Here is a 22926-nt window from a genome sequence, read left to right as displayed (position 1 = left end):
ATCGGGCTATTCGTAGTGCAGCGCTTCGGTCGGGGACAGGCGGCTGGCGCGCCATCCCGGATACACCGCGCACAGCAAGGATAGCAGATAGATCACGGCCATCGACAGCAGGGCGGCGCCGAGGAATACCGGCCAGTTCAGGCTTTCCCCAAAGGCGCCGGTCAGGGGCAGCTGCACCAGCAGGGCCAGGCCGAACACGATCGCGATCGAACTGAGCATGAACTGCTCGGCCACGATCTGGCGGTAGATGTCGGCGGCGCCGGCGCCGATCGCGCGGCGCAGGCCGATCTCGGGAATGCGCTGGGTGGTGTTCTGCCACAGCGCGCCGAACAGGCCGAAGGCGACCATCAGCAGCATGAAGCCGGCGATGATGCCGATCACGATCAGCGGCACGGTCTGCGTGCGGATCATCGAGGCGCGGCTGCTCGACAGGGGCGCGATCTGGAACGACCAGTCGTTGCGGATCAGTTTCAGGCGCGCGTTCAGGCGCCGTTCGAAGTCGCGGGCGGTGCCGGCCCTGACCTTGAGCAGCATGATCCGCGCGTCGTTGTCGTTCTTGCCCGCTTCCAGGCGCATGAAGGCGAAGTTGACCGGTCCCGCCAGTTCGCCTTTGGCGCGGTAGGCGTCGACCACGCCGACCACGCGGTAGGCCTGTGCCGGCGCCGCACCTTCGCCCTCGATGAACAGCTGGCCCAGCGCGCGCTCGCCCGGGAACATGGCCTCGGCCATGCGGCGGTTGATGACGACAGGGCGCTGCGCGCTGCCGTTGTCGAGCTGCGAGAACCAGCGGCCCTCGACCAGGTTCAGGCCGAGGACCGCCGCGAGCTTGTCGTCGGCTTCGGCCAGCTCGGTCGGCACCTCCCGGCTGCCGGCCTTGCGCCGCATGTCGCCGGACATGGTCGACATCGAATACGGCTCGATATTCGTGAACGCGACGCCGCCGACCTCCGGCAGTTCGGCAAGGCCGCGCCGGAAGCTGTCGTAGACGGCGTCGTCGAAGCGCTGCTTGCCGTTGTCGCCGGGCTGGATCGCGACCGACCAGACGTCGGCGCCCTCGAAGCCCAGCGGCATGCGGTACAGCTGCAGGTAGCGCAGGCCGAAGGCGGCCACGGCGAAGACGATGGCGAATGCGAGCAGGATCTCGAGGCTCAGCATCAGGTTCCTGGACTTGCGCTTCCAGGTCAGTTTCAGCAAATGGCGGAACATCAGACGGCTCCCTTCAGGGCATGGACGGGATCGAGGCGCGACATCTTCCAGGCGGGCAGGACGCCGGAAAGGAGGCCGAAGACGGTGGCGATCAGCATGCCCCAGCCGAAGACGGCCAGGTTCAGGTCGACTCGCAGGTAGGGAATCAGCCCGGCGCTTTCCAGCCAGGCCAGCACGCCGGCGGTGGCCGCCAGCGCGATCAGGCCGCCCGCCAGGCAGAGCAGGACGTTCTCGACCACGAACTGCACGGCGAGCTGGCGGCTTGTGGCGCCGAAGGCCTTGCGTACGCCGATTTCCGAACGCCGCTCCAGGATGCGGCCGGTGTTCAGGTTGACCAGGTTCAGCGCGGGCAGCAGCATGAAGAGCAGCATCGCCACCGCGATCGTCGCCAGCACCTTGCCGGCGCCGGAGTCGGGCGTCTCGCCGCTGTTGGTGAGGATGCGCGAGAAGAGGTCGAGCTTGCCGTCGGCCCAGAAGCGCATGGTCTTCCATGCTTTCGGATCGTCGTGCACGACGCTCCTGGAGATGCGCGCGACCTCGTCGCGGATGCGCGGCAGGTCGGCGGCGCTGTCGGCCAGCACCAGCGCGGTGAACATGCCGGTCAGTTCCTTGCGGTAGTCGCTGGAAGCGAAGGTGGAGATCGGCGCCCAGATGTCGGCATAGGCATTCAGGTGCATCGCGTCCTCGACCACGCCCACCACTTCGAATACCTGGCCGCCGACGTCGATGCGCTGGCCCAGCGCCGCTTTCGGCGCGCCTGGGAACAGGCGGCGCGCGCTGGATGCGTTGAGCACCGCGATCATGCGCCCGGCGGCATCGTCCGCCGCGGTGGGCAGGCGCCCGGCCAGCAGCGTGAAGTCGAGCACTTTCCAGTAGTCGGCATCCGCGCGGCGCAGCTTCAGTTCGCTGACATTGGGACCCTGGTACACCGAGACCGAGGAGGGCAGGGTGACGGCGGCGACGCGCTCGACGCCAGGCATGGGCTTGAGGTATTTCTCGATCAGCTTATAGCCCAGCGGCGTATTGCTGACGCGGTTGCCGCCCGGGCTTTCCATGCGCATCATGAACACCTGCAGGAAGCGCTCGCTCTTGCCTTCGACGCCGGACGGGCGGAAGGCCGTTTCCAGCAGCGAGGCGATCACCATCAGCACGACCAGGGTCAGCACGATGCACAGCAAGTTGATCGCCGTGAACAGCTTGCGACGCATGAAGACCTTCCACGCGGTGAGGAGGTAGTTGCGGAACATGGCTTCTCCTTACGCGACCAGCTGGCCGTCGAACACGCGCACGATGCGGTTGGTGCGGCGCGCCTCGCGCTCGTCGTGGGTGACCATCACGACCGTCGTGCCCTCCTGGTTCAGCTTGAGCAGGATGTCCATCACTTCCTCGCCCATCTTGCTGTCGAGGTTACCGGTCGGCTCGTCGGCCAGCAGCACCTGCGGCTGGCCGACGATGGCGCGCGCGATCGCCACGCGCTGCTGCTGGCCGCCCGAGAGCTGGTTCGGATAGTGGTCCATGCGCGCGCCCAGGCCGACCTTTTCCAGCGCCTCGCGCGCCAGGCGGCGCCGTTCGCCGGCCGCCATCTTGCGGTACAGGAGCGGCAGTTCGACGTTGTCGATCACGCGCAGGTCGGAAATCAGGTGGAAACTCTGGAAGATGAAGCCGAAGGTGCTGTTGCGCAGATTGGCGACCTGCTTGTCGCGGTAGCGCGTGATCGGAATGCCTTCGACTTCGACGCTGCCCTGGCCGGGCCGGTCGAGCAGGCCGATCAGGTTCAGCAGCGTGCTCTTGCCGCAGCCGCTGGGGCCCATCATGGCGACGAATTCGCCCTTTTTCACATGCAGGTCGACGTCCTTCAATGCCAGCGTCTCCACCTTGTCGGTGCGGTAGGTCTTGCTCACTTTGCTCAGTTTGATCATGGCGTGTGCCCGGTTGTCGTTAATCGGAAATGCGGAGGGAGTCCTGCTGGGCGTAGGCCCGGGTATCGGAAACGATGACGCGCTCGCCCGCGCGCGCGCCGGCGACGACTTCGATCAGCTTGCCGTCGCCGCCGCCCAGTTCCAGCGTGGCCTTGCGCGCGACGCCGTCGGCGACCAGGAAGGCGTCCTGGCGCCCGCTGCCGTTGAAGGCGGCGCCGGCATCGAGCACCAGCACGTTCTTCCTTTGGGCGGTGACGATATTCACGTCGACCCGCATCTTGTTGCGCAGGAGCGGATTGTGCGGCTGCGCCAGGTCGACCAGCAGCTTGACGGTGCCGTTCTGGATCTCGGGCAGGATGGTGTGCACGCGTCCGGCCATGCGCTCGCCGTTCTGCTCGACGTGTACCTGCTGCCCGGGCGCCAGCAGGCGCGCATGGAAGTCCGACAGGGTCGCCTCGACCCGGTAGTTGTTCAGCTCCGAGACGCGCGCCAGCAGCTGGCCGGCGCCGACGCTGGCGCCTTCTTCCTGCACCAGCGTGGTCAGCATGCCGGCGAAGGGCGCGCGCACGCGGGTCTGCGCCAGCAGCCGTTCCTGCTGCGCGATCTGCTTGTTCAGGATGTCCTTCTGCAGCCTGGCGGCGGCCACGCTGCCGGCGGTGGCGCGGCGGTTGTCGACGATCTGCTCGCGCTGCTGGCGCAGCTGGATCTCGTTGCGCTTGACGTTCAGGTCGGCCGCCAGCAGGTCTTCGCCCGACACCAGGCCGCTCTGGCGCAGCTTCTGGTTGCGCTCGTGCCGCGCGCGCGCGGACAGCAGGTCGAGCTCCAGCAGTTCGATGCTGCTGGTGAGCTGCTTGTGCTTCTGCTCGAGTTCGACCGCGAGCGTGGCGATGCGGTTTTCCTGCTGCGCCAGCTGTTCCTGCAGGCTCTCCAGCGCGAGGCGGATGTCGCGGTCGTCCAGTTCCAGCAGCAGTTCGCCCTGGGCCACCTGCTGGCCCGGCTTGGCATGCACCTTGGCCACGCGGCTGGCGCCGGGACTGGCCACGACTTCCTCGTGCACGGGAATGACGACGCCGGCGGCGTTCACGGTCTGGGCGACGTCGCCGCGCCGCACGGTGGAGACGACGATGTCGGCGGCATCGACGCTGGGACGCAGGACGCGGTTGACGCCCCAGCCGGTGCCGAGCAGGCCGGCGAAGAGCAGGGCGCCGGCGAGCAGGCGGATGCGCCGGCGGCGCTGGAGGAATACGGGATCGAGGGCTTGGTCCATGGCGAGAAGGCAGTGGGTCGTGCCTGTCTTATTGCAAATGCCGTGCCAGCGCGCGATGCCCCGTACGAGCCGCTCTGCAGGGTGCCGGCATGCCCGGTGGCGGGCACTGGTGTCCGGATCCGGACAGTGCTGTCCACTACGAGCGTGTGAAAAAATCGCCATGGCCGCGTTGCACCGTCTCGCCGTACGCTCGTACTGTCTTCGACGATGCGCCTTGCCCTGACGACTTTTTCACACGCTCTACGCGGGAAAGAAAAGAAAAACCGCGGCGCCTGGCCGCGGTTTCGGGTGCCGGGCGCTCGCCGGTCCGGCTTACTTCGCGGCCGCCTTCGGGCCGATATGCCTGCCGAGGAAGGCCTCGAGCTTTTCGTAGAAGGCGGTGCGGTTGGCGGTGTCGTAGAAGCCGTGGCCTTCGTTGGGCGCGAGGAACCACTCGGGTGGACGGCCGGCGGCGGTGAGGGCGGCGCGCATGGCGTGTGCGTGATCGACCAGCGCGCGCTTGTCCTGGCCGCCGTGGACGAGGAAGACGGGAGCCTTGATGCTGGCGGCCAGCGACACCGGCGAAATGCGCTCGAGTTCCGCCTTGTCGTCGCCGACGTACTTGCGGTAGGCATTCGCCTTGAAGGTGTCGCTGCGATCGTTCTGGGGCTTGGCCAGCAGCTTGAGGTCGTAGACGCCGACATAGCCGACCGCGCACTTGTAGAGCGCCGGCTCGCGCGCCGCCAGCATCATCGACGCGTAGCCGCCGAAGCTGGCGCCGTAGGCGCACACGCGCTCGCCGTCGATCTTGCCCTGGCCAATGGCCCAGCGGGTGCCGTCCACCAGGTCGTCGATGACCTTGTCGCCCCACTGGCGGAATCCCGCTTCCAGGAAGTTGAGCCCGCGTCCGCCCGAGCCGCGGAAGTTCACCTGCAGGACGGCGTAGCCGCGGCTGGCGAGGAATTGGGCATCCTCGTCGAAGAACCAGGTGTCGTAGGGACCGTGCGGGCCGCCGTGCGGCAGCACCACCAGGGGCGCCTTGGCGCCGCCGGTATCGCGCGGCATGGTCAAGAACCCGTGCAGTTCGAGGCCGTCGCGCGCCGCGAAGCTGATCGGACGGCGTTCGGCCATCTGCTCGGGGTCGATCGTTTCCATGGCCGAGAACAGCATGTCGGCCTTCATCGTCTCGCGGTTGAAGAGGTAATAGCTGCCGGGGTCGCGGTCGCTTTTCACGCTGAACAGCAAGAACTTGCCGTCGTCGCTGAAATCGATGAAGTGCAGGTAGTGGCCGGGGAATTGGGCGCTGAGCTCCTTGTGCAGCCGGGCATCGGCGCCGTTCTCGTCGAAGTAGCGCACCTTCGGAATGCCGACCGCGGAGTAGGCGCCGAAAGGCAGCGAGTTGCTGGTGTACATTGCGCCGGCAAAGCTGCCCACCGCGTCCTTGAATAGGACGCTGCGCTTGCCGCTCGCCAGATCCTCGCGCACCAGCTGGTCCGGTTCGCCCTCGGCCGAGTAGGTTGCGATGAATTCGCGGTCATCCGCGCCGAAGTGGAACGGGCGGTAGCGGCGGAAGCCGTGCTTTTCGATCTTGTTCCATTGGCCGCTGGCGCTGTCGAAGCGGAATTCGACGGCATTCGACTGCTCGTCGGCGCCGATGGCGAAACGCGGCGTGCCGTCGTGCTGCATGATGAAGCTGAGGTCCTGCACCGGCAGCTCGGCCACCAGTTTGCGCGTGGACTTGTTGGAGTCGATGTCGTACAGCAGGCTGCTCTTTCCGCGCCAGGCGTAGCTGCCGACGAACACGTGGCCGTCGCGCTTGTTCGAGATGCCCTCGATACTGCCGAAGGCATGGTCGTCACCGTAGCGCTCGCCCTGTTTCGAATACAGGAACATGTCGTAACCGAACAGGTAGGCCTGCTTGCTGCCGTCAAGTTCGACCGCGACCACTTCGCCCGTCATCTGCGGCGCTTCGCGCGAGCCGAACTCGCGCGCCTTGGCGACGACCAGCCGGGTCGGGCTGACCCAGGTGTAGCTGGCTGGCACTTCGAAGACCTTCATGCGGATGGCTCCGGTCATCTTCATTTCCGGGACGGTGTACATCATCAGAACCGGAATGAAACGGTCGCCGCTCGGCAGGCGCACGGTGATCGCCACGTGCTTGCCGTCCGGGGAGAGGCGCGGGTTCGAGAACTGGTCCTCGTGGACGAAGTCGGCGAGGGGTACTGTCGGCGCCGCCGCCTGGGCGAGGCTTGGGGCGACCGCCAGCGCGGCTGCGCAAATGGCCGCGAAATACATACGCATGAACGTCTCCTGATAGTGATGTCGGGATGCCAGTGATCCACATAAGTGTTTCAGTATAACAATGCTATTTCCAGATAGAAAATTCTTTTTGATAACATGTGGCGCTATCGCGACTTGCTACTTCCATTGCATATTCAGCTCCGCAGGTGCATACTCGCCAGCCCGATGAGCTCGACCTTTTTCCCGACATGCCCCGCGCGCCCTGACGCATCCCGGGCTTGCGCGACCCACGCATGAACGACACCCTTGCCCTGTTCGGCTTCAGTACCACCCCGCTCGAACTGATCTCCTTCGCCCTCGCGGTCACTACCGTCCTGCTCAACATCCGCCAGAACCACTGGGCCTGGCTGTTCTCGATCGCCTCGTCGAGCACCTATGCCGTCGTGTTCTTCGATGCGCGCCTGTACGGCGACAGCGGCCTGCAGCTGGTCTTCATCGCCGCATCGGTCTGGGGCTGGTGGCAGTGGCTGCGCGGGACCGAAGAGACGAAGCTGGTCGTCACGCGCCTGGACCGCGCCGGCTGGAGCTGGGCGCTGCTGGGATGGGGCGCGGCCTTCCTCGCGCTGTCCTGGTTCCTGGCGAACTACACGAACACCGACGTGCCGCACATCGACGGCTTCCTCACGGCCGGCAGCCTGGTCGGCCAGCTGCTGCTGGCGCGTAAAAAAGTCGAGAACTGGCACGTATGGGTGATCGTCGACGTGCTGTATGTCGGCCTGTACGTGTTCAAGGACCTGCACGTGACGGCGGTGCTGTATGCGGTCTTCGTGGTGCTGGCCGCGCGCGGGCTGCGCGCCTGGAGCAAGCTGGCGAAGGTACAGTCATGAGCGTGCGCCGCATCGCCGTGCTGGGCGCCGAGTCGTCCGGCAAGTCGACCCTGTGCCAGGCGCTGGCGCAGCGCTACGGGACCGTGTGGGTACCCGAGTACCTGCGCGAATTCGTCGACACCCATGGACGCGTGCCTTTCGAAGCGGACCAGTTCGGGATCGCCCGCATGCAAAGGGAGCGCGAGGACGCGGCCGCGCTGCAGGCACGCGACTTCCTGTTCTGCGACACCACGCCGCTGATGACGGCGCTCTACAGCCGCGTGTACTGGGGACGGGTGGATGCGCAGCTGGAAGCGCTTGCGCGCAGCCACGACTATGCGCTGACGCTGGTGACGGCGCCCGACACGCCCTGGATCCCGGATGGCCTGATGCGCGAATCGGAAGAGATGCGCCAGCGCGTGTTCGCGCTGGTGGAAGCGGAACTGGATGCGCGCGGCATCCGCTTCGTGCTGCTGGAAAGCGACCTGCCGCACAGGCTGCGGCAGGTCGAGGCGGCGCTGAAAGTGCTCGCGCCTTTTTAAGTTTTAAAAGTCGAACTGTGCCGACAGGCGGAAGGTGCGCGGCGCGCCTGGCAGCAGGTAGCCGCCCAGGTCCTGGGTGACGTCGCGCCAGTAGAATTTGTCGAACAGGTTGTCGACGCGGGCGCGCAGGGTGACGCGCGTCGCGCCCATCTTCATGCCGTAGGCGGCGCCCAGTCCCACCACGTGATAGCCCGGCACGTCGACCGTGTTGGCCGGATCGAAGGTCTTCTTGCCGGCGTACTGCCATTGGCCGTTCAGCTTCAGGCCCGACACGTTCGCTACCGCATATTCTGCCCAGACGGTCGTCTTCAAGTCCGGCACATTGGTCACGCGCTTGCCGTCCAGCGTCGCGTCACCCGTGTCTTCCTGGCGCGCGCGCAGGGCCAGCAGCGAGGCGCCGTAGGCGAGGCCGCCGGTGGCGCGCTGGGCCGACAGTTCCAGGCCGCGGTGCTTGCGCTGGCCGTTGCGCACAAAGAGGTTGTTCGCATCGGTGTATTCCAGGCCAGAGGTGATCTGGAACACGGCGGCGCCGACCGACACGTCCTTGCCGGCGATACCCTTGACGCCGAATTCGATCTGCTTGGAGCGGTTCGGGCCCAGGTCTTCGTTCGGATTGTCGGTCTCGATCGGCGAGACGCCGCCCGATTCCAGGCCGTGCGCCAGCGTGCCGTAGACGTTCCAGTTCTTGGTGGGGCTGTAGACCAGCGAGACGTTCGGCAGCGCGAACGAGGCTTTGTCGCTGACCCACGGCTGATCGGACTCGGGCTGCTGGGTGCTGTCGATCTTCACGTAACGCAGGCCGGCGTGCACGGCGAGCTGGGGCGACAGGGTCACGATGTCCTGCACGTAGATGGCGCGTTCGCGGTCGCTGAATCGTTCGTAGGCCGGGCCGGTGCTTGGATTGCCCGGCGCCGGATCGGTGACCAGCGGCTGGTAGATGTTGCTGTAGCCGGCGTAGTCGTAGACGTAGTCGCCGTAGCTGTTGTGGCGCTCGGCGTAGCTGGTGCCCAGGGTGAGCAGGTGCCGCACGCCGCCCGTGCTCAGGCGGCCCTGGAGCTGGGCCTGCAGGCCGAACGGGGTCTTGCGCTCGCCCACGCTCTGGTAGTCGTAGACGTCGTAGTCGCCGTTCGAGCAGTAACCCGGATAGTAGCCGTCGCCCTCGTTGCTGCAGCCGTACGGGAAGGCGGTGTAGTCGTCGCGCTTGAACCAGTGCTTGTTGGCGCCGATCGTGGCGTTCCAGTCGGCGTTCAGGCGGTAGGCGAAGCGCAGGCCGAGGTTGGCGCTGTCGGTGTCGACCGGTTTGGTCCAGGGCTGGGCGTTGAGCAGGACTTTCGGCGACACGTTCGCCGGCAGGTCGGTGCCGCGGATCAGCTGGTAGCCGGGCGCGGTGATCTGCTCCTTGTGCTGGAAGTCCATGTCGAGTTCCAGTTTCGCATCAGGCGTGATCTGCCAGTCGAAGGCGCCGGATGCGAACTGGCGCTTGCCGTCGGCGCCGCGCACATACGAGCGCAGGCGGTCGGCGGCGGCGTTGATGCGATAGCCGAAGCGGGTGTCTTCGAAGCGGCCGCCGATGTCAAGCTCCCCGTGCAGGCTGCCGCGCTCGCGCGCTTCCACCGTCACCGAACGCAGCGGGGTATCCGTCGGGCGCTTGGTCACGAAGTTGATCACGCCGCCCGGTGCGGCCAGGCCCGCCTGCAGGCCGGCCACGCCTTTCAGCAGCTCGAAGCGTTCCTTGTTCTCGAGCGGGATTTGCGTGTCGCCGGCGATCGCGATGCCGTCCTTGCGGTAGCCCGAATTGTTGTTCAGCTTGAAGCCACGGATCGAGAACTGCTCGGCATAGCCGACCGCGTTGTAGGCGTCGCCGACCGAGGCGTCGTACTGCGCGGCGTCGCTGGCCGAGCGGATCGACAGGTCCTGCATCTGGCTGCGGCCGATGGCGACCACCGAGGCCGGGATGTCCAGCATCGGCAGCTCGGCGAAGCCGCCGATGCTGGCGCGGTCGCTGACCGTCCACTTGCTGCCGGTGACGAGGACGGAAGCGACCGGTTCGGCGGTTTGCGCCTGGACGGCGAAGGCTTGCGCGAGGGCGCAGGCGAGGAGGGAATGCTTGAAGACGGGTTTCATTGGTTTGCTCGCTTTCGCACGCCACGCGGAGATGGCGCACTGCTTTTTATAAAAGCCGGAGCCAACGTGGGGGAAGGGCAAACAAGGTGTGAACTGCTTGGCGCGCTTTCCTTCGCTGGCATTATCCAGATCAGGTACGAAGGGTATCTCTCACCCGGAACATGCAGTTCCAGGACCCCTAGCGAGGCGCGAGTGTAACACGGCCAGTGCCGACCGTGGTGCTTCTGTCAATGTAGGGTGGAGTCCTGACTCCACGCGGTACGGTCGATGCGCAGAGTTTCGGTATGCAAGCGCCCGACCGCGTGGAGTCGGGACTCCACCCTACGTGTGCTTGTCCGTTTAGACGTCCACCGTCTCCCGCAGCGGCGCCGCATGCTCGTGGTGCGAGCGCGCATGCAGCAGGTGGCGCTGCAGCGTGGCGCGCGTGCTGTCGCCGATGGCGCGCCAGTATTCGCGGCGCTGGGCGGCGCGCTTGCGGTGTTTCGAGGGCATGTCGGCCAGCGGCTTCAGGTAGAAGGGGAGTGCTACCTGCCAGGCGTCGCCCGCCAGCTCGACGCCGCCCAGCACGCGCCAGAAACCGTCGTAGGCGTTGGCGAAATGCTTGATCTCTTCCGGATCGTAGGCGATGTGCGAGGTGCACTTCACGGCCAGCACTTGCTCCATGCCGACCGCCTGCGCCAGGCCCTGCATCGCGGCGAAGCAGAAGAAGCTCGGCGAATTGTTGGGGAAGCAGGCTTCGAAGGCGTCGAAGGCCTCGCCCGAGTCGGTCCAGCGGCCCTGGTTACGGGCGACGAAGGGCACCAGCGGCGCCTGGACGCCGGCGATCGCGCCGTCGACCCACGAGTAGGACAGCCGGTGCAGCACCTTGCCGTCGGCGACCAGCGCGATCGTCAGGTCGCCCTCGGCATTCATGCGCGAGGCCATCTCGAGGCGGATCAGGAAGGCATGCTCGCCCACGCTGTGCTGCCACAGGACCAGGCCGCCGTCGGCATACACGGCCTTCTTGTAGGCCGCGTCGAAGGTGGTTTCCTCGAAGCGGTAGTGCGACAGCACGCACTGCACGCGCTGGCGGGCGCTCAGGCCTTGCACCAGGTAGCCGCGGTGGCTCAGGTGGTGGAAGGGATCGTCGTTGGGCGGCGCCATCACATGATTGCGGTAGACGTCGAGCTGGCATAGCGCCGCATGGTCGCGGTAAAACCGCAGGACGCGGGCGCTGCGCAGCACCGACAGCAGCCAGGACGAGACGGACAGCTCCTTGCGGCGGGCCAGCCAGTAGCGGGTGAGGTGCGCGAAGATCATCGGACACTCCGTGGAAGACGGCGGGTTGCGGACGACTTCATGTTGTCCTACCCGGTTCGTCTCGGCGGTGCGATTGCTCAAGGGAAATAGATTCTCTGAGGCAATATTTTGGGCGCACTCATCCTCACCGCCCGTACGCATGGTCAGCATCGTGGTTCTCCTTCAATTCGTCTTTTCTTGCCGGCAACCGACATTCTCTATTGCAAGATTAGCACGATCGGCGCGCTGCATGACCGGATTCCGTTTCATACTCGGCTTTTCACCCAGAGGAGGGCGCCATGGCTTACGAACTATTGTATTGGCCGAGCATCCAGGGACGGGGCGAATTCGTCCGCCTGGCGCTGGAGGAAGCGGGAGAGGATTACGAGGACGTCGCACGTGGACCGGGCGGCGTCGATGCCTTGATGGCGACATTGAAGGAGGGGCCGACGCCCAGTTTCGCGCCGCCTTTCCTGCGCGCCGAGGGCATGACGATCGGGCAGACGGCGGCGATCCTGATGTATCTCGGCGAACGCCACGGCCTGGCGCCGCAGGATACGGCCGGGCGCCTCTGGGTCCACCAGCTCCAGCTGACGATCGCCGACCTGGTAGCCGAGGCGCACGACACCCACCACCCGGTGGGCAGCGGACTGTATTACGAAGACCAGAAAGCCGAAGCGCTGCGCCGCGCGCAGGATTTCACGGCGGCGCGCGTTCCGAAGTTTTTCGCGTATTTCAGCGGGGTGCTGGGAGAGAAGGATTACCTGCTGGGTGCGAACGTGACCTATGCCGACCTGTCGCTGTTCCAGCTGCTCGAAGGGCTGGATTACGCCTTCCCGAAAGCGACGGCGCGGGCGCTGGCGCAGCATCCGAACCTGGCGGCCTTGCGCGGGCGTGTCGCGGCGCGTCCGCGCATTGCCGCCTATTTGCAGTCGCCGCGCCGGATTCCCTTCAACGAAGAGGGCATCTTCCGGCGCTATCCGGAACTGGATTCTTAGTCCCAGCCTGGGGCGAAATCCGGGCTGACCAGGCGCTCGTTGCGGTCGAGGGCGTCGATGGCGGCCAGGTCGTCCGGGCTTAACACGAGGCTGTTTGACGCCAGGTTGCCGGCCAGGTTCTCGCGCCGCGTCGACGACGGGATCACGGTGTAGCCGCGCGCCAGCAGCCAGGCCAGCGTGACCTGGGCCGGCGTCGCCTGCAGGCGCGACGCGATCGCCTGGATGACGGCGTCGTCCAGCACCTTGCCGTAGGCGAGCGGCATGTAGGCCGTCAGCTTGACCCCGTGTTCACGGGCGAAGGCAGCCACCTTGCGATTCTGCAGGTAGGGGTGGAGTTCGACCTGGTTGGTGGCGATGTTGGCCGCGCCGACCGCATCGATCGCCTGCCGCATCAGCGGGATCGTGAAGTTCGAGACGCCGATCGCGCGCGTCAGGCCGAGTTCGCGCGCTTCCAGCAGGGCGGTCATCGATTCGGCCACCGGCACTGCGCCGTTCGGCGACGGCCAGTGGATCAGGGTCAGGTCGAGCTGGTCGAGGCGCAGCTTGCGCAGGCTCTCCTTCAGGCTGGGGAGCAGGGCCTCGCCGGCCAGGTGCTCGGTCCAGATCTTGGTGGTGACGAAGACCTCGTCGCGCGGCACGCCGCTGGCGGCCAGCGCCGCGCCGACTTCTGCTTCGTTGCCGTAGATCTGGGCGGTGTCGATGTGGCGGTAGCCGAGGTCCAGCGCGTTGGCGACGCTGTCGATGGCGGTCTGGCCTTGCAGGCGGAAGGTGCCGGCGCCGATGGTGGGCATGTTGATCATGTGGATTCCTTATAAACGATTAGACGAGTTCTGCTTGTTCGACGACGGCCGGCTGGCGGCGTGCTTCGCGGCGGTCGAGCCGGCCGGCAAGGGTGGTCAAGGCCAGCGCGCCGACCACGACCAGGGCGCCGATCGGCGGCGTCGCCATCAGGCCCAGGTGTTTGAAGATCAGCCCGCCGCCCCAGGCGCCCAGCGCGATGCCGAGGTTGAAGGCCGCGATGTTCAGGCCCGAAGCCATGTCGACCGCCTGCGGCACGTCACGCTCGGCACGCTGGACGACGTAGAGCTGCAGGGCCGGCACGTTGCCGAAGGCGACCGCGCCCCAGGCCAGCACCGTGGCCACGACCAGCACCGGATGCGGCGCGGTGAAAGTCAGCACGGCGAGCACCGCCGCCAGCAGCACGAACACGGTCTGCAGCGCGCGCACCGGCCCTTTTTTGTCCGCCAGGCGGCCGCCCCAGATATTCCCGGCCGCCGTCGAGACGCCGTAGACCAGCATCAGCAGGCCGACGCTGCCAGGCGCGAAGCCGGCCACGTCCTGCAGGATCGGGGCGAGATAGGTAAAGGCGACGAAGGAGCCTCCGTAGCCGAGCGTGGTGATCGCATACACCAGCAGCAGGCGCGGCTGCTTCAGCACGGCGAACTGCTGGCCCAGGCTGGCCGGCTTGCCGCTGGCGATGCTGTTCGGTACCAGCAAGGCGCTGCCGATCACTGCGACCACGCCGAAGCCGGCGACGGTGAGGAAGGTCGACTGCCAGCCGAACTGCTGGCCGATCCAGGTGCCGAGCGGCACGCCGGTCACCAGGGCCACGGTCAGGCCGGTGAACATCAGGGCAATGGCGCTGGCCGCCTTTTCCTTCGGCACCAGGCTGGTGGCAATGGTCGAGCCGATCGAGAAGAAGACGCCGTGGGCCAGGCCGGTCAGCACGCGTGCGGCCATCAAGGCGCCATAGCTGGGGGCGATCGAGGCGACCAGGTTGCCGGCCGTGAACAGCAGCATCAGGCCGATCAGCAATTTCTTGCGCGGCACCCGGGCGGTGAGGGCGGTCAGTAGCGGCGCACCGATGGCGACGCCGAGCGCATACACGCTCACCAGCAAGCCGGCGGACGGGACGGACACGCCGAGGCTGGCGGCGACGTCGGGAATCAGGCCGACGATGACGAATTCGGTGGTGCCGATGGCAAAGGCGCTCAGGGTGAGCGCCCACAGGGCAAGAGGCATGATTTCTCCAGGAACAGTGTGAACAAGGGAGGCAGTGTGCGCCAGCCCAGCCTGCGGAAAAATCCCCTGCGCTACAATAGACTTTTGACTTGGAGTCACGAATGATCGATGTCGAGGCCTTGATTACCTTCTCCGCCGTCATGGATCTGGGCTCGTTTTCCGCCGCCGCCGCGCGCCTCGGCCAGACGCCCTCGGGCGTCTCGCGCACCATCGCGCGCCTGGAAAAGCACCTGGGCCTGACCCTGCTGCACCGGACCACCCGCCGCCTGCAATTGACGGACGAAGGCAGCTGGTTCCTGGAACGGACGCGCTCCTTGCTGGCCGATATGGCCAACACCGAGGCCGAAGCGGCCGCGCGGCGCTCGCAACCCTCGGGCCTGGTGCGCGTCAACGCCGCGACGCCCACGCTCGACCACCTGCTGGCCCCGCTGGTGCCGGCCTTTCTCGACGCCTACCCGCTGGTGCAGCTGGAACTGACGAGCGGCGAAACCGTGGTCGACCTGATCGAGGAACGCGCCGACCTGGCGATTCGCATCGGCAATTTGCCGGACTCGACCCTGAACGCGCGCCTGCTCGGCCGCAGCCGGGTGCGCGTGCTGGCAGCGCCGGAATACCTGGAACGCCATGGCACGCCGGCCAGCGTGGCGGAGCTGGCGCGCCACCGCCTGCTCGGCTTTTCGCAGCCGGGTTCGCTGAACACCTGGCCGCTGGCCCACGACGGCGCCGAGGGCTACACGATCACCCCGAGCGTGACCGCCTCGAGCGGCGAGACGGTGCGCCACCTGGCGCTGGCCGGCGCCGGCATCGTCTCGCTGTCGGATTTCATGACGCGTGCCGACCAGACGGCCGGGACGCTGCTGCCGCTGCTGCCGGAGGCCGCGCTGCCCTGGGACCAGCCGGTCTGGGCCGTGTTCTACAAGCAGGGCGGGCTGGCACCGCGGGTGGCCGCGCTGGTGGACTTTTTAGCCCGCGAGCTGGGGCCGATACTGGAAGCGCGCCGCGGCTGAGCATGGCGCAGCGCAGCACCGATTCTCATTGCGTGAACTTCCGGCACGCGCTACGCTCTTACCGTAGTACTGTATAAAAACCCATGATATTCAATTAACCTGAAAGGAGACCACCATGAGTTCCGCTGTCAAGCCGGTCGAAGAGGGCATGCACACCGTCGCCCCGCATCTCGTCTGCGCCAATTGCGCCGAGGCGATCGAGTTCTACAAGAAGGCCTTCGGCGCCATCGAAGTCATGCGCTCGCCGATGCCCGACGGGAAAATCGGCCACGCGATGATCCGCATCGGCGATTCCCCCCTGTTCCTGGCCGACGAATTCCCCGACTACGGCTCCTTCAGCCCGCTGAGCCTGAAAGGCAGCCCCGTCACCATCCACCTGTCGGTGCCCAACGTGGACGAGCTCTGGAACAACGCCAAGGCCGCCGGCGCCACCGTGCGCATGGAACTGGCCGACATGTTCTGGGGCGACCGCTACGGCCAGCTCGACGATCCCTTCGGACACCGCTGGTCGATGGCGACCCACATCCGCGACGTGTCGGAAGAGGAAATCCAGGCGGCGATGAAAACCGAGTGCGCTTGAGCGCGCACCCCTAGTGATCAGGCACCTGCGGCAGCGTGCAGGTGCTCGTACAGGATCAGGCTGCCGATCACGATCAGCACGATGCCGCCGACGATTTCCGCGCGCTTGCCCACCAGCGCGCCGAGGCCGCGGCCCAGCATGACGCCGAGGGTAACCATCACGAAGGTGGCAAAGCCGATCGCCGCCGCCGTGACCCAGATGTTGGCGTCGATGAAGGCCAGGCCGGCGCCGACGATCAGGGCGTCGATGCTGGTCGCCATGCCGGTCACGGCCAGGCGCAGGAAGGAGTGGCTGCTCGGCTTGTCCTCCTCGAGCTCGGGCTCGCTCCAGCCGGCGTGGATCATGCGCAGGCCGAGCGCGCCCAGCAGGACGAAGGCGATCCAGTGGTCCCAGGCTTGCACATAGGGCGCGGCGGCGTTGCCGAGCAGCCAGCCGAACAGGGGCGTGAGGCCCTCGATAACGCCGAAGATGGCGCCGGTGCGCAAGGCTTCGCGCAGGTGCGGGCGTTGTAATGCGGCCCCTTTGCCGACGGCGGCGGCGAAGGCGTCGGTGGACATGGCGAGGGCGAGGGAAGCGGTAGCGGCGAAGTTCATGGACTGTTCCGTCGGGCGCACGCAAAGGCAGGCCCGCGCGGCCCGAACTCGCACGCAGGCATGCCAAAGGTCTTGCCAACCGGACGGCTGCCCGTACCACGGCGCGCAGGTGTCGGCGCCGAGTATGTTGATACGGGAACTTCCGCGATGCTGCGGAAGCAGGCTACTCCCCAATGGATGGCGGTATTGTAACCGAGGACGACGCGAAAAGCTCAGCAATAACGAGGGTGCGCACGGCAGTGTGGCCATTTGCACAAGCTTGCCGTGCCACGTAGACTGGACCGCACAGCACCGACCCTTATCAAGGAGAACGATTTGGACCACCACGACGACCCCAGCGCACTCGACATCGTGATCGTGCCGCCCACGCACGACCTCGGCGACGGCTTCCAGGTGCGGCGCGCCTTGCCGAGCCGCCAGCGGCGCATGGTCGGCCCCTTCGTCTTCCTCGACCAGATGGGCCCGCACGTGTTCCAGCCCGGCCAGGGCCTCGACGTGCGTCCCCATCCGCACGTCTGCCTGGCCACCGTGACCTATCTGTTCGATGGCGAGATCATGCACCGCGACAGCCTCGGCAGCGTGCAGCCGATCCGTCCCGGCGAAGTCAACTGGATGACAGCCGGGCGCGGCATCGTCCATTCCGAACGTACCGATACCGCGCTGCCCCAGGACGGCAGCGGCCTGTTCGGCCTGCAGTGCTGGGTCGCGCTGCCATCAAAAGACGAGGAAAGCGATCCCGCCTTCACCCACACCAAGGCCGTCGAACTGCCCTTCATCGACGGCGAGGGCGTCGAAGCGCGGGTCGTGGCCGGCAGCTATTGGGGCCGGCGTTCGCCGGTCGCGACCTTGTCCGACATGTTCTATGTCGACGTCAAACTGAAGGCCGGGGCGCGCATCGGCATGCCGCCCGAGTACCCGGAGCAGGCCATCTATATCGTCGAGGGGCGGCTCGACCTGGGACGCGACGGCAGCTTCGAACCGGGCCAGCTGGTCGTGCTGAAACCCGGCGCCGGGGTCACCCTGGGCGCGCCGGGGCCGGGACCGACGCGCATCATGCTGCTCGGCGGCGAACCGATGGACGGCCCGCGTTTCCTGTCCTGGAATTTCGTCGCCAGTTCCGAAGAGCGCATCGAACAGGCCAAGCGCGACTGGAAGGCCGGCGCCTTTCCTCAGGTGCCCGGCGAGACCGAATTCATTCCGCTGCCCGAATCGCAGGGCCGGCCGGTGCGCTACCCATAAAAGGAGCCCGCCAGCACGATCGCATCCGGGGCGCTATCATCGCAGCTCTTCCATATCAAAGGAGCAAGCCATGAACGCCCTCGACGTGCAGCGCATCGCCGCCTTTTCCGACGGTGCGCAAGGCGGCAACCCGGCCGGCGTCTGGATCGGCGACGTCTTGCCGGACGAAGCGGAGATGCAGCGCGTGGCCCACGAGATCGGCTATTCCGAAACCGCCTTCGCCGCGCCGCTGGGCGAGGACTGGCGCGTGCGCTACTTTTCGCCCGAGTCCGAAGTGCCGTTCTGCGGCCACGCCACCATCGCCCTCGGCGCGGCGCTGGCCGCCCGCCATGGCGACGGCGTGTATTCGCTGCGCCTGAACGATGCGGCGATCACGGTCGAGGGCCGGCGCGGCGTCAATGCCGAAGGCGAGGCGCTGACCTCGGCCGCCCTGCAATCCCCGCCCACCCGCAGCGCGCCGGCCCCGGCCGATGTCGTCGAACGCGCGCTGGCGCTGTTCGGCTACCAGCCGGGCGACCTCGATCCGCGCATTCCGCCGGCCCTGGCCCATGGCGGCGCCGGCCACCTGGTGCTGGCCCTGCGCAGCCGCGCGCTGCTGGCGGCCATGCGCTACGAGCTCGATGCGGGCCGCGATTTCATGCGCGAGATCGGCATTGTCACTGTGATATTCGTGTGGGCGGAATCCGACACACTTTTCCATACCCGCAACCCATTTGCGTCTGGCGGCGTCTATGAAGACCCGGCAACCGGCGCAGGCACGGCGGCCTTGGCCGGCTACCTGCGCGACCTCGGCTGGCCACATGGCGGGGCCATCAGCGTGGTACAGGGCGAGGACATGGGCATGCGCTCGCGTTTGTACGCCGCGATCGGCGTCGACAAGGGAGCGTCGATCCGCGTCTCGGGCACCGCGCGGAGGCTGTAGGACAACACGCCGGGCAGTTTTGTAGGACAAGGCGCCGCTGGATCTTACTGACCCGCGAGTTTTATGAATTTTGAATTAAGGGGGAAAAGCCCGCTTACTCAGCAGTTAGATATTTCTCCAAAGATTGATAATTATCAGGAAACAAGTTTTCTTCCTTAAACATTACCGGAGTTATCGATCATGGAGTACCAAGCAAACATCACCAGCCAAGGAAGCGCCGACGCGATCCGCCTGTTTGGTGATCAGCAGGGTGCGCAGCCACTCGGTGAGCGGCAGCCGGTTATCGAGCGGCTCCCGTTCACGATCCGCCGTGTCGAAACCGAGGACGACTTGTTGAAGGCCGTGCGCATCCGCCACGCCGCCTATGCCCGCCACGTGCCGGAATTCGCGCGCTCGCTGGCCCTGCCGGAAGCGGCCGACTACGAAAGCGACACCATCGTCCTGCTGGCCGAGTCCAAGCTCGACGGCACGCCAATGGGCAGCACCCGCATCCGCACCAATCTGTTCCGTCCGCTCGGCGTGGAAGAGTCGGTCGAGCTGCCGGACTGGCTGCAGGGCCGCCGCCTGGTCGAAGCGACCCGTCTCGGCATCGACGAAGGCCGTACCGGACGCATGGTCAAGATTGCCCTGATCAAGGCCTGTTTCCAGTACTGCCAGCAAAACGATATCGAATGGTCGGTCGCGACCGGCCGTCCGACGGTGGCGCGCCAATACGAGCAGCTGTTGTTCTCGGACGTGTTCCCGGAGCAGGGCGCGATTCCGCTGGCTCACGTCGGCAACCTCGAGCACCGCGTGATGGCCTTCGAGATCGAGACCTTCGAGGCGCGCTGGGCGGCTGCACGGCATCCTCTGTACAAGTTCTTCTTCGAAACGAGGCACCCGGACATCGACGTCGGTCCGAAAGCCGAGCCGCGCCTGACCCGCGTGCGCTTCCCGCAGCGCTCGCCGGCCGCTTCTGTCGACACTGGCCGTCACGGCCTGACATTCGCCTGAACCGCGCTTAAAGTGTGCGATTGCCGTCGATATTGCATGACGGCATCACGCTAACCCTGTATCCTTGCGCTTGATCAGACTGCGGGAGATTTTGCCCGCAATCTCTTGTTGCTTGTGATACCGCTTATGCCCACTTCCTCCGACCCGACACGCAGCTCTCCTTCGCTCATGGCCAACCTGGCCGTCGAACGGGTGCTGCGCGTGTTCGCGTATTACCTGATACCGATCGGCATCGGCCTGTTTTCCCTGCTTGCCCTGCTGTTCTGGCACAACCAGTACAGCGTGACCGAGCCTGCGGTGCTGCCCCTGCGCGTGCTGCAGCAGCCGCTCGACGCCGGCCCCGATCCGTCGCCGGCCACGATCCTGGCCCGCTTGGGCAGCCAGCCGCCGGTTCCCGGCTACGATACCAAGCTCAGCGAGCGCCCGATCTGGTTCGGCTTCTCGCCGATGTCGGCCTCGGTCGAGCAGGACGTCATCGAATTCCCGTCGCGCCACGCGCTGGCAATTCGTTGCTGGGACGCAACAACCCTGCGTCCGCTGGGCGACGCCAGCCGCAACCATGCGGGCGGTGCCATCGATCCGGTGAAAGCCGGTTTCGCACTGCGCACGGCGCGCCTGCCGTCGCAGGTGCTGTGCAGCGGCACCTTTGCCGGTCCGGCCCGTGTGAGCGTGGCGCAATGGCCATCCGAACAGTTCGCCCTGTCGGTGGAGCAGTATCACCGCAAGTCGGGCCTGCTCGACGGCGGCATGATCGTGCTGGCCCTGTTCGTGCTGCTGACCGCGCTGATCAACCGCCAGCCCCTGTACGTACTGTTCTCGGGCTGGCTGATCCTGAACCTGCGCATCGGCGCGCTGTCGGCCGGCTGGGACATCCAGTGGCTGGGCCAGACCATTCCCGCCGACTGGCTGCTGCTGTCGCGCTCGGTAACGATCACGCTGTACGGCATCGCCACGCTGACCCTGTACCAGAATCTGCTGCGCGAAAGCCTGGAAGGGCTGCGCTACGCCGTGCCGATGCGCATCATGCAGTGGCTGTGCATCCCGATGCTGGTGGCGGCCATCGCCGTGCCTTACCGCGTCTACCTGCCGATGCTGTGGGTCATTTGCGCCTGCTGCTTCTCGATGATGACGGTGGGTCTGTTCAAGATCATCGTCGAGTCGCGCAACCGGGTCGCATCCTGGTTTGCGGCCTCGTTCGCCCTGACTTTTGTGGCCTCGCTGGCCGAGATCGTCTCGGCGGCGCTGGGCATGCACGAAGTCATCGGCGTCATCAACAGCGTGACCGCCGCGCTGGCTTCGAGCCTGCTGGCCGCGCTGGCAGTGGCCGAACAGATGCGCGCCGAGACGGAAAAGCGCGAAGAAGCCCAGCAAAAGCTGGAACACGCCTACGAGGCGATGCCGGTGGGTTTGTTCACGCTCGACATGTACGGTCACTTCCAGAGCGCTAATCCCGCCCTGCGCAAGATGCTGGGCGCGGACAAGTTCGAGCTGGGCCGCACCGCCTGGCGCCACTTCTTCAGCGAAAACGTGTGGATGGAGCTGCACGAGCAGGTCCATGGCCGCAGCGACGCCGAACTGGAAATCGCGAATCGCGACGGCAGCCGCCGCTTCCTGGTCAGCGCGACACTGGCGCGCGGCCGCATCGAAGGCGTGCTGCAGGACGTGACGGAAAAGCACAAGGCCACCGAGCAGCTGCGCTTCATGGCCAACAACGATCCGCTGACCAAGGTCTTCAACCGCCGCGGCATCGAAAAGACCTTCGAAGGCGCGGCCACCTCGTTAGCAAGCGGCAAGCCGATGGCGATCGCCTACATCGACCTCGACCGTTTTAAACTGATCAACGACCTGTTCGGCCACGGCGCCGGCGACGAAGTGCTCAAGCAGGTGTGCGAACGCATGGCCATGATGCTGGCCGGCGGGCAACAGATCGGCCGCGTCGGCGGCGACGAATTCGTCATCGTGATGCCGGACACGGCGATTCCGCTGGCCGCGCTGATCTGCCGCGGCATCGTCGACCGCATCGGCGGCACCCCGTACCGGGTCGGCGACAAGGCTTTCCACGTGCGCGGCTCGGTCGGCCTGATCGAAGTCTCGCCCGGCATGCCGATGAAGGACGCGATCTCGGCGGCCGACCGCGCCTGCCGCTCGGCCAAGGAAGCCAGCGACGGCCTGGTCGTCTACGAACGCAACGCCGCCGCCTTCCACGAGCGCGAAGCCGAACTGAAGCTGGTGGCGCGCCTGCAGAGCCCGAATGCGACCGACGGCCTGTTCCTGGAAATGCAGCCGATCATGTCGCTGAAGAACCCGAACGACTCGCTGAACTTCGAAGTTCTGCTGCGCATGCGCGGCCTCGACGGACGGGTGATGCCGGCCGGCCCGCTGATCGGCGCCGCCGAGAAGTGCGGCCGCGCCAGCGTGATCGACCGCTGGGTGTTGAGCACGACGCTGGGCTGGATCGCGGAAAACATCTCGCGCCTGCCGAACACGCGTTTCGTCTGCATGAATTTGTCGGGCGCCTCGCTGAACGACGAGCGCTTCGTGGCCGACACGCTGGAAATCCTGGCGCGCCACGTGCACGTGGCCAGCCGCCTGTGCATGGAAATCACCGAGAGCGTGGCCCTGCACGACCTCGACAACACGCGCCGCTTCATCGACCAGGTGCGCAATTTCGGCGTGAAAGTAGCGCTGGACGACTTCGGCGCCGGCTACACCTCCTTCTCCTACCTGAAGGAACTGCCGGCCGACGTGCTGAAGATCGACGGCAACTTCGTCGTGAACATCAATGCGCACCCGGCGAACGTCGCCATCGTCGAGGCCATCGTCAGCCTGGCGGGCAATCTCGGCATGAAGACCATCGCCGAGTGGGCCGAGGATGCGGCCACGGTGCAGACCCTGGCCGAGATCGGCGTCGATTACGTGCAGGGCTGGGCAGTGGCGCGCTCGCAGCCGCCGGAGCGCATGCTGACCGCGGCGTCATCGGCCAGCTTCATCCAGGACCAGGAATTGCTCGATATGCTGCCGAACCTGGGGCGGGGGGCGGCGCTGGATTTACATGGGATCATGAAGCTGCATTGATGCAGGCAAATGGTGGGCACGGAGCGCCCACCCTACGTATTCTCAGCCGTAGGGTGGGCGCCCCGTGCCCACCAT

19 protein-coding genes and 2 riboswitches are annotated in these 22926 nt (G+C 66.3%); of the genes, 9 read left to right on the top strand and 10 right to left on the bottom strand.

Features of this window, described 5'->3' with window-relative positions; genetic code table 11:
• Positions 1-6 precede the first annotated feature (6 nt).
• The 5 genes from ACFPQ5_RS13910 to ACFPQ5_RS13890 all read right to left on the bottom strand — a co-directional run bounded on the left by ACFPQ5_RS13910 (position 7) and on the right by ACFPQ5_RS13890 (position 6672).
• Positions 7-1206 (bottom strand): ABC transporter permease, encoded by a 1200-nt coding sequence (locus ACFPQ5_RS13910; RefSeq protein ID WP_379756503.1) that lies wholly within the window; start codon positions 1204-1206, stop codon positions 7-9.
• On the bottom strand, positions 1206-2453 hold the full coding sequence (locus ACFPQ5_RS13905) for an ABC transporter permease (protein WP_379756500.1): 1248 nt from the start codon (positions 2451-2453) through the stop codon (positions 1206-1208). The genes ACFPQ5_RS13910 and ACFPQ5_RS13905 overlap by 1 nt, the downstream gene beginning before the upstream one ends.
• A gap of 9 nt (positions 2454-2462) precedes the next feature.
• Complete coding sequence (locus ACFPQ5_RS13900; RefSeq protein WP_379756497.1) at positions 2463-3125, bottom strand: ABC transporter ATP-binding protein; 663 nt, start codon at positions 3123-3125, stop codon at positions 2463-2465.
• Between the two features lie 19 nt (positions 3126-3144).
• Complete coding sequence (locus ACFPQ5_RS13895; RefSeq protein WP_379756494.1) at positions 3145-4392, bottom strand: efflux RND transporter periplasmic adaptor subunit; 1248 nt, start codon at positions 4390-4392, stop codon at positions 3145-3147.
• A gap of 312 nt (positions 4393-4704) precedes the next feature.
• Positions 4705-6672 (bottom strand): alpha/beta hydrolase family protein, encoded by a 1968-nt coding sequence (locus ACFPQ5_RS13890; protein WP_379756491.1) that lies wholly within the window; start codon positions 6670-6672, stop codon positions 4705-4707.
• A gap of 233 nt (positions 6673-6905) precedes the next feature.
• Between ACFPQ5_RS13890 and pnuC the strand changes: the two genes are divergently transcribed.
• Together pnuC and ACFPQ5_RS13880 are read left to right on the top strand one after the other, a co-directional pair.
• Positions 6906-7499 (top strand): nicotinamide riboside transporter PnuC, encoded by a 594-nt coding sequence (pnuC, locus tag ACFPQ5_RS13885; RefSeq protein WP_379756488.1) that lies wholly within the window; start codon positions 6906-6908, stop codon positions 7497-7499.
• Positions 7496-8020: an AAA family ATPase gene (locus tag ACFPQ5_RS13880; RefSeq protein ID WP_379756484.1), complete on the top strand. Its 525-nt coding sequence runs from the start codon at positions 7496-7498 to the stop codon at positions 8018-8020. Before pnuC ends, ACFPQ5_RS13880 begins: the two co-directional genes overlap by 4 nt.
• A gap of 3 nt (positions 8021-8023) precedes the next feature.
• Here ACFPQ5_RS13880 and ACFPQ5_RS13875 read toward each other — a convergent pair whose 3' ends face one another.
• Both ACFPQ5_RS13875 and ACFPQ5_RS13870 read right to left on the bottom strand, forming a co-directional pair.
• Positions 8024-10144, bottom strand: a complete 2121-nt coding sequence (locus ACFPQ5_RS13875) for a TonB-dependent siderophore receptor (RefSeq protein ID WP_379756480.1) — start codon at positions 10142-10144, stop codon at positions 8024-8026.
• Between the two features lie 90 nt (positions 10145-10234).
• Positions 10235-10334, bottom strand: a riboswitch (TPP riboswitch).
• A 149-nt stretch (positions 10335-10483) separates the two neighbouring features.
• Complete coding sequence (locus ACFPQ5_RS13870; protein WP_379756477.1) at positions 10484-11443, bottom strand: DUF535 family protein; 960 nt, start codon at positions 11441-11443, stop codon at positions 10484-10486.
• A gap of 278 nt (positions 11444-11721) precedes the next feature.
• Between ACFPQ5_RS13870 and ACFPQ5_RS13865 the strand changes: the two genes are divergently transcribed.
• Positions 11722-12420, top strand: a complete 699-nt coding sequence (locus ACFPQ5_RS13865; protein ID WP_379756474.1) for a glutathione S-transferase — start codon at positions 11722-11724, stop codon at positions 12418-12420.
• Here ACFPQ5_RS13865 and dkgB read toward each other — a convergent pair.
• Together dkgB and ACFPQ5_RS13855 are read right to left on the bottom strand one after the other, a co-directional pair.
• Positions 12417-13220, bottom strand: a complete 804-nt coding sequence (dkgB, locus tag ACFPQ5_RS13860; RefSeq protein WP_379756471.1) for a 2,5-didehydrogluconate reductase DkgB — start codon at positions 13218-13220, stop codon at positions 12417-12419. The genes ACFPQ5_RS13865 and dkgB overlap by 4 nt on opposite strands.
• A gap of 19 nt (positions 13221-13239) precedes the next feature.
• Complete coding sequence (locus ACFPQ5_RS13855; RefSeq protein ID WP_379756468.1) at positions 13240-14442, bottom strand: MFS transporter; 1203 nt, start codon at positions 14440-14442, stop codon at positions 13240-13242.
• A gap of 101 nt (positions 14443-14543) precedes the next feature.
• On the opposite strand from ACFPQ5_RS13855, the gene ACFPQ5_RS13850 reads away from it, so the two are divergent.
• A complete protein-coding gene (locus ACFPQ5_RS13850; RefSeq protein ID WP_379756466.1) occupies positions 14544-15449 on the top strand; it encodes a LysR family transcriptional regulator in 906 nt (301 codons plus the stop codon).
• Positions 15450-15564: 115 nt separating this feature from the next.
• Entirely contained in the window at positions 15565-16029 is a 465-nt protein-coding gene (locus tag ACFPQ5_RS13845; protein WP_379756463.1) for a VOC family protein, read from the top strand.
• 17 nt (positions 16030-16046) lie between these two features.
• Here ACFPQ5_RS13845 and ACFPQ5_RS13840 read toward each other — a convergent pair whose 3' ends face one another.
• Positions 16047-16622: a manganese efflux pump MntP gene (locus tag ACFPQ5_RS13840; protein WP_379756460.1), complete on the bottom strand. Its 576-nt coding sequence runs from the start codon at positions 16620-16622 to the stop codon at positions 16047-16049.
• 5 nt (positions 16623-16627) lie between these two features.
• Positions 16628-16806, bottom strand: a riboswitch (yybP-ykoY riboswitch).
• Positions 16807-16937: 131 nt separating this feature from the next.
• Between ACFPQ5_RS13840 and ACFPQ5_RS13835 the strand changes: the two genes are divergently transcribed.
• The 4 genes from ACFPQ5_RS13835 to ACFPQ5_RS13820 all read left to right on the top strand — a co-directional run bounded on the left by ACFPQ5_RS13835 (position 16938) and on the right by ACFPQ5_RS13820 (position 22851).
• On the top strand, positions 16938-17861 hold the full coding sequence (locus tag ACFPQ5_RS13835; RefSeq protein WP_379756457.1) for a pirin family protein: 924 nt from the start codon (positions 16938-16940) through the stop codon (positions 17859-17861).
• A gap of 70 nt (positions 17862-17931) precedes the next feature.
• A complete protein-coding gene (locus ACFPQ5_RS13830) occupies positions 17932-18783 on the top strand; it encodes a PhzF family phenazine biosynthesis protein (protein ID WP_379756454.1) in 852 nt (283 codons plus the stop codon).
• Between the two features lie 180 nt (positions 18784-18963).
• A complete protein-coding gene (locus tag ACFPQ5_RS13825; protein ID WP_379756451.1) occupies positions 18964-19776 on the top strand; it encodes an N-acyl amino acid synthase FeeM domain-containing protein in 813 nt (270 codons plus the stop codon).
• A 126-nt stretch (positions 19777-19902) separates the two neighbouring features.
• Positions 19903-22851 (top strand): EAL domain-containing protein, encoded by a 2949-nt coding sequence (locus tag ACFPQ5_RS13820; RefSeq protein WP_379756448.1) that lies wholly within the window; start codon positions 19903-19905, stop codon positions 22849-22851.
• The last annotated feature ends 75 nt before the right edge of the window (positions 22852-22926 follow it).

The sequence above is a fragment of the Massilia suwonensis genome (assembly GCF_042655665.1).
Taxonomy (GTDB): domain Bacteria; phylum Pseudomonadota; class Gammaproteobacteria; order Burkholderiales; family Burkholderiaceae_D; genus Telluria; species Telluria suwonensis.
This window is presented reverse-complemented; position numbering and strand designations above follow the sequence as displayed.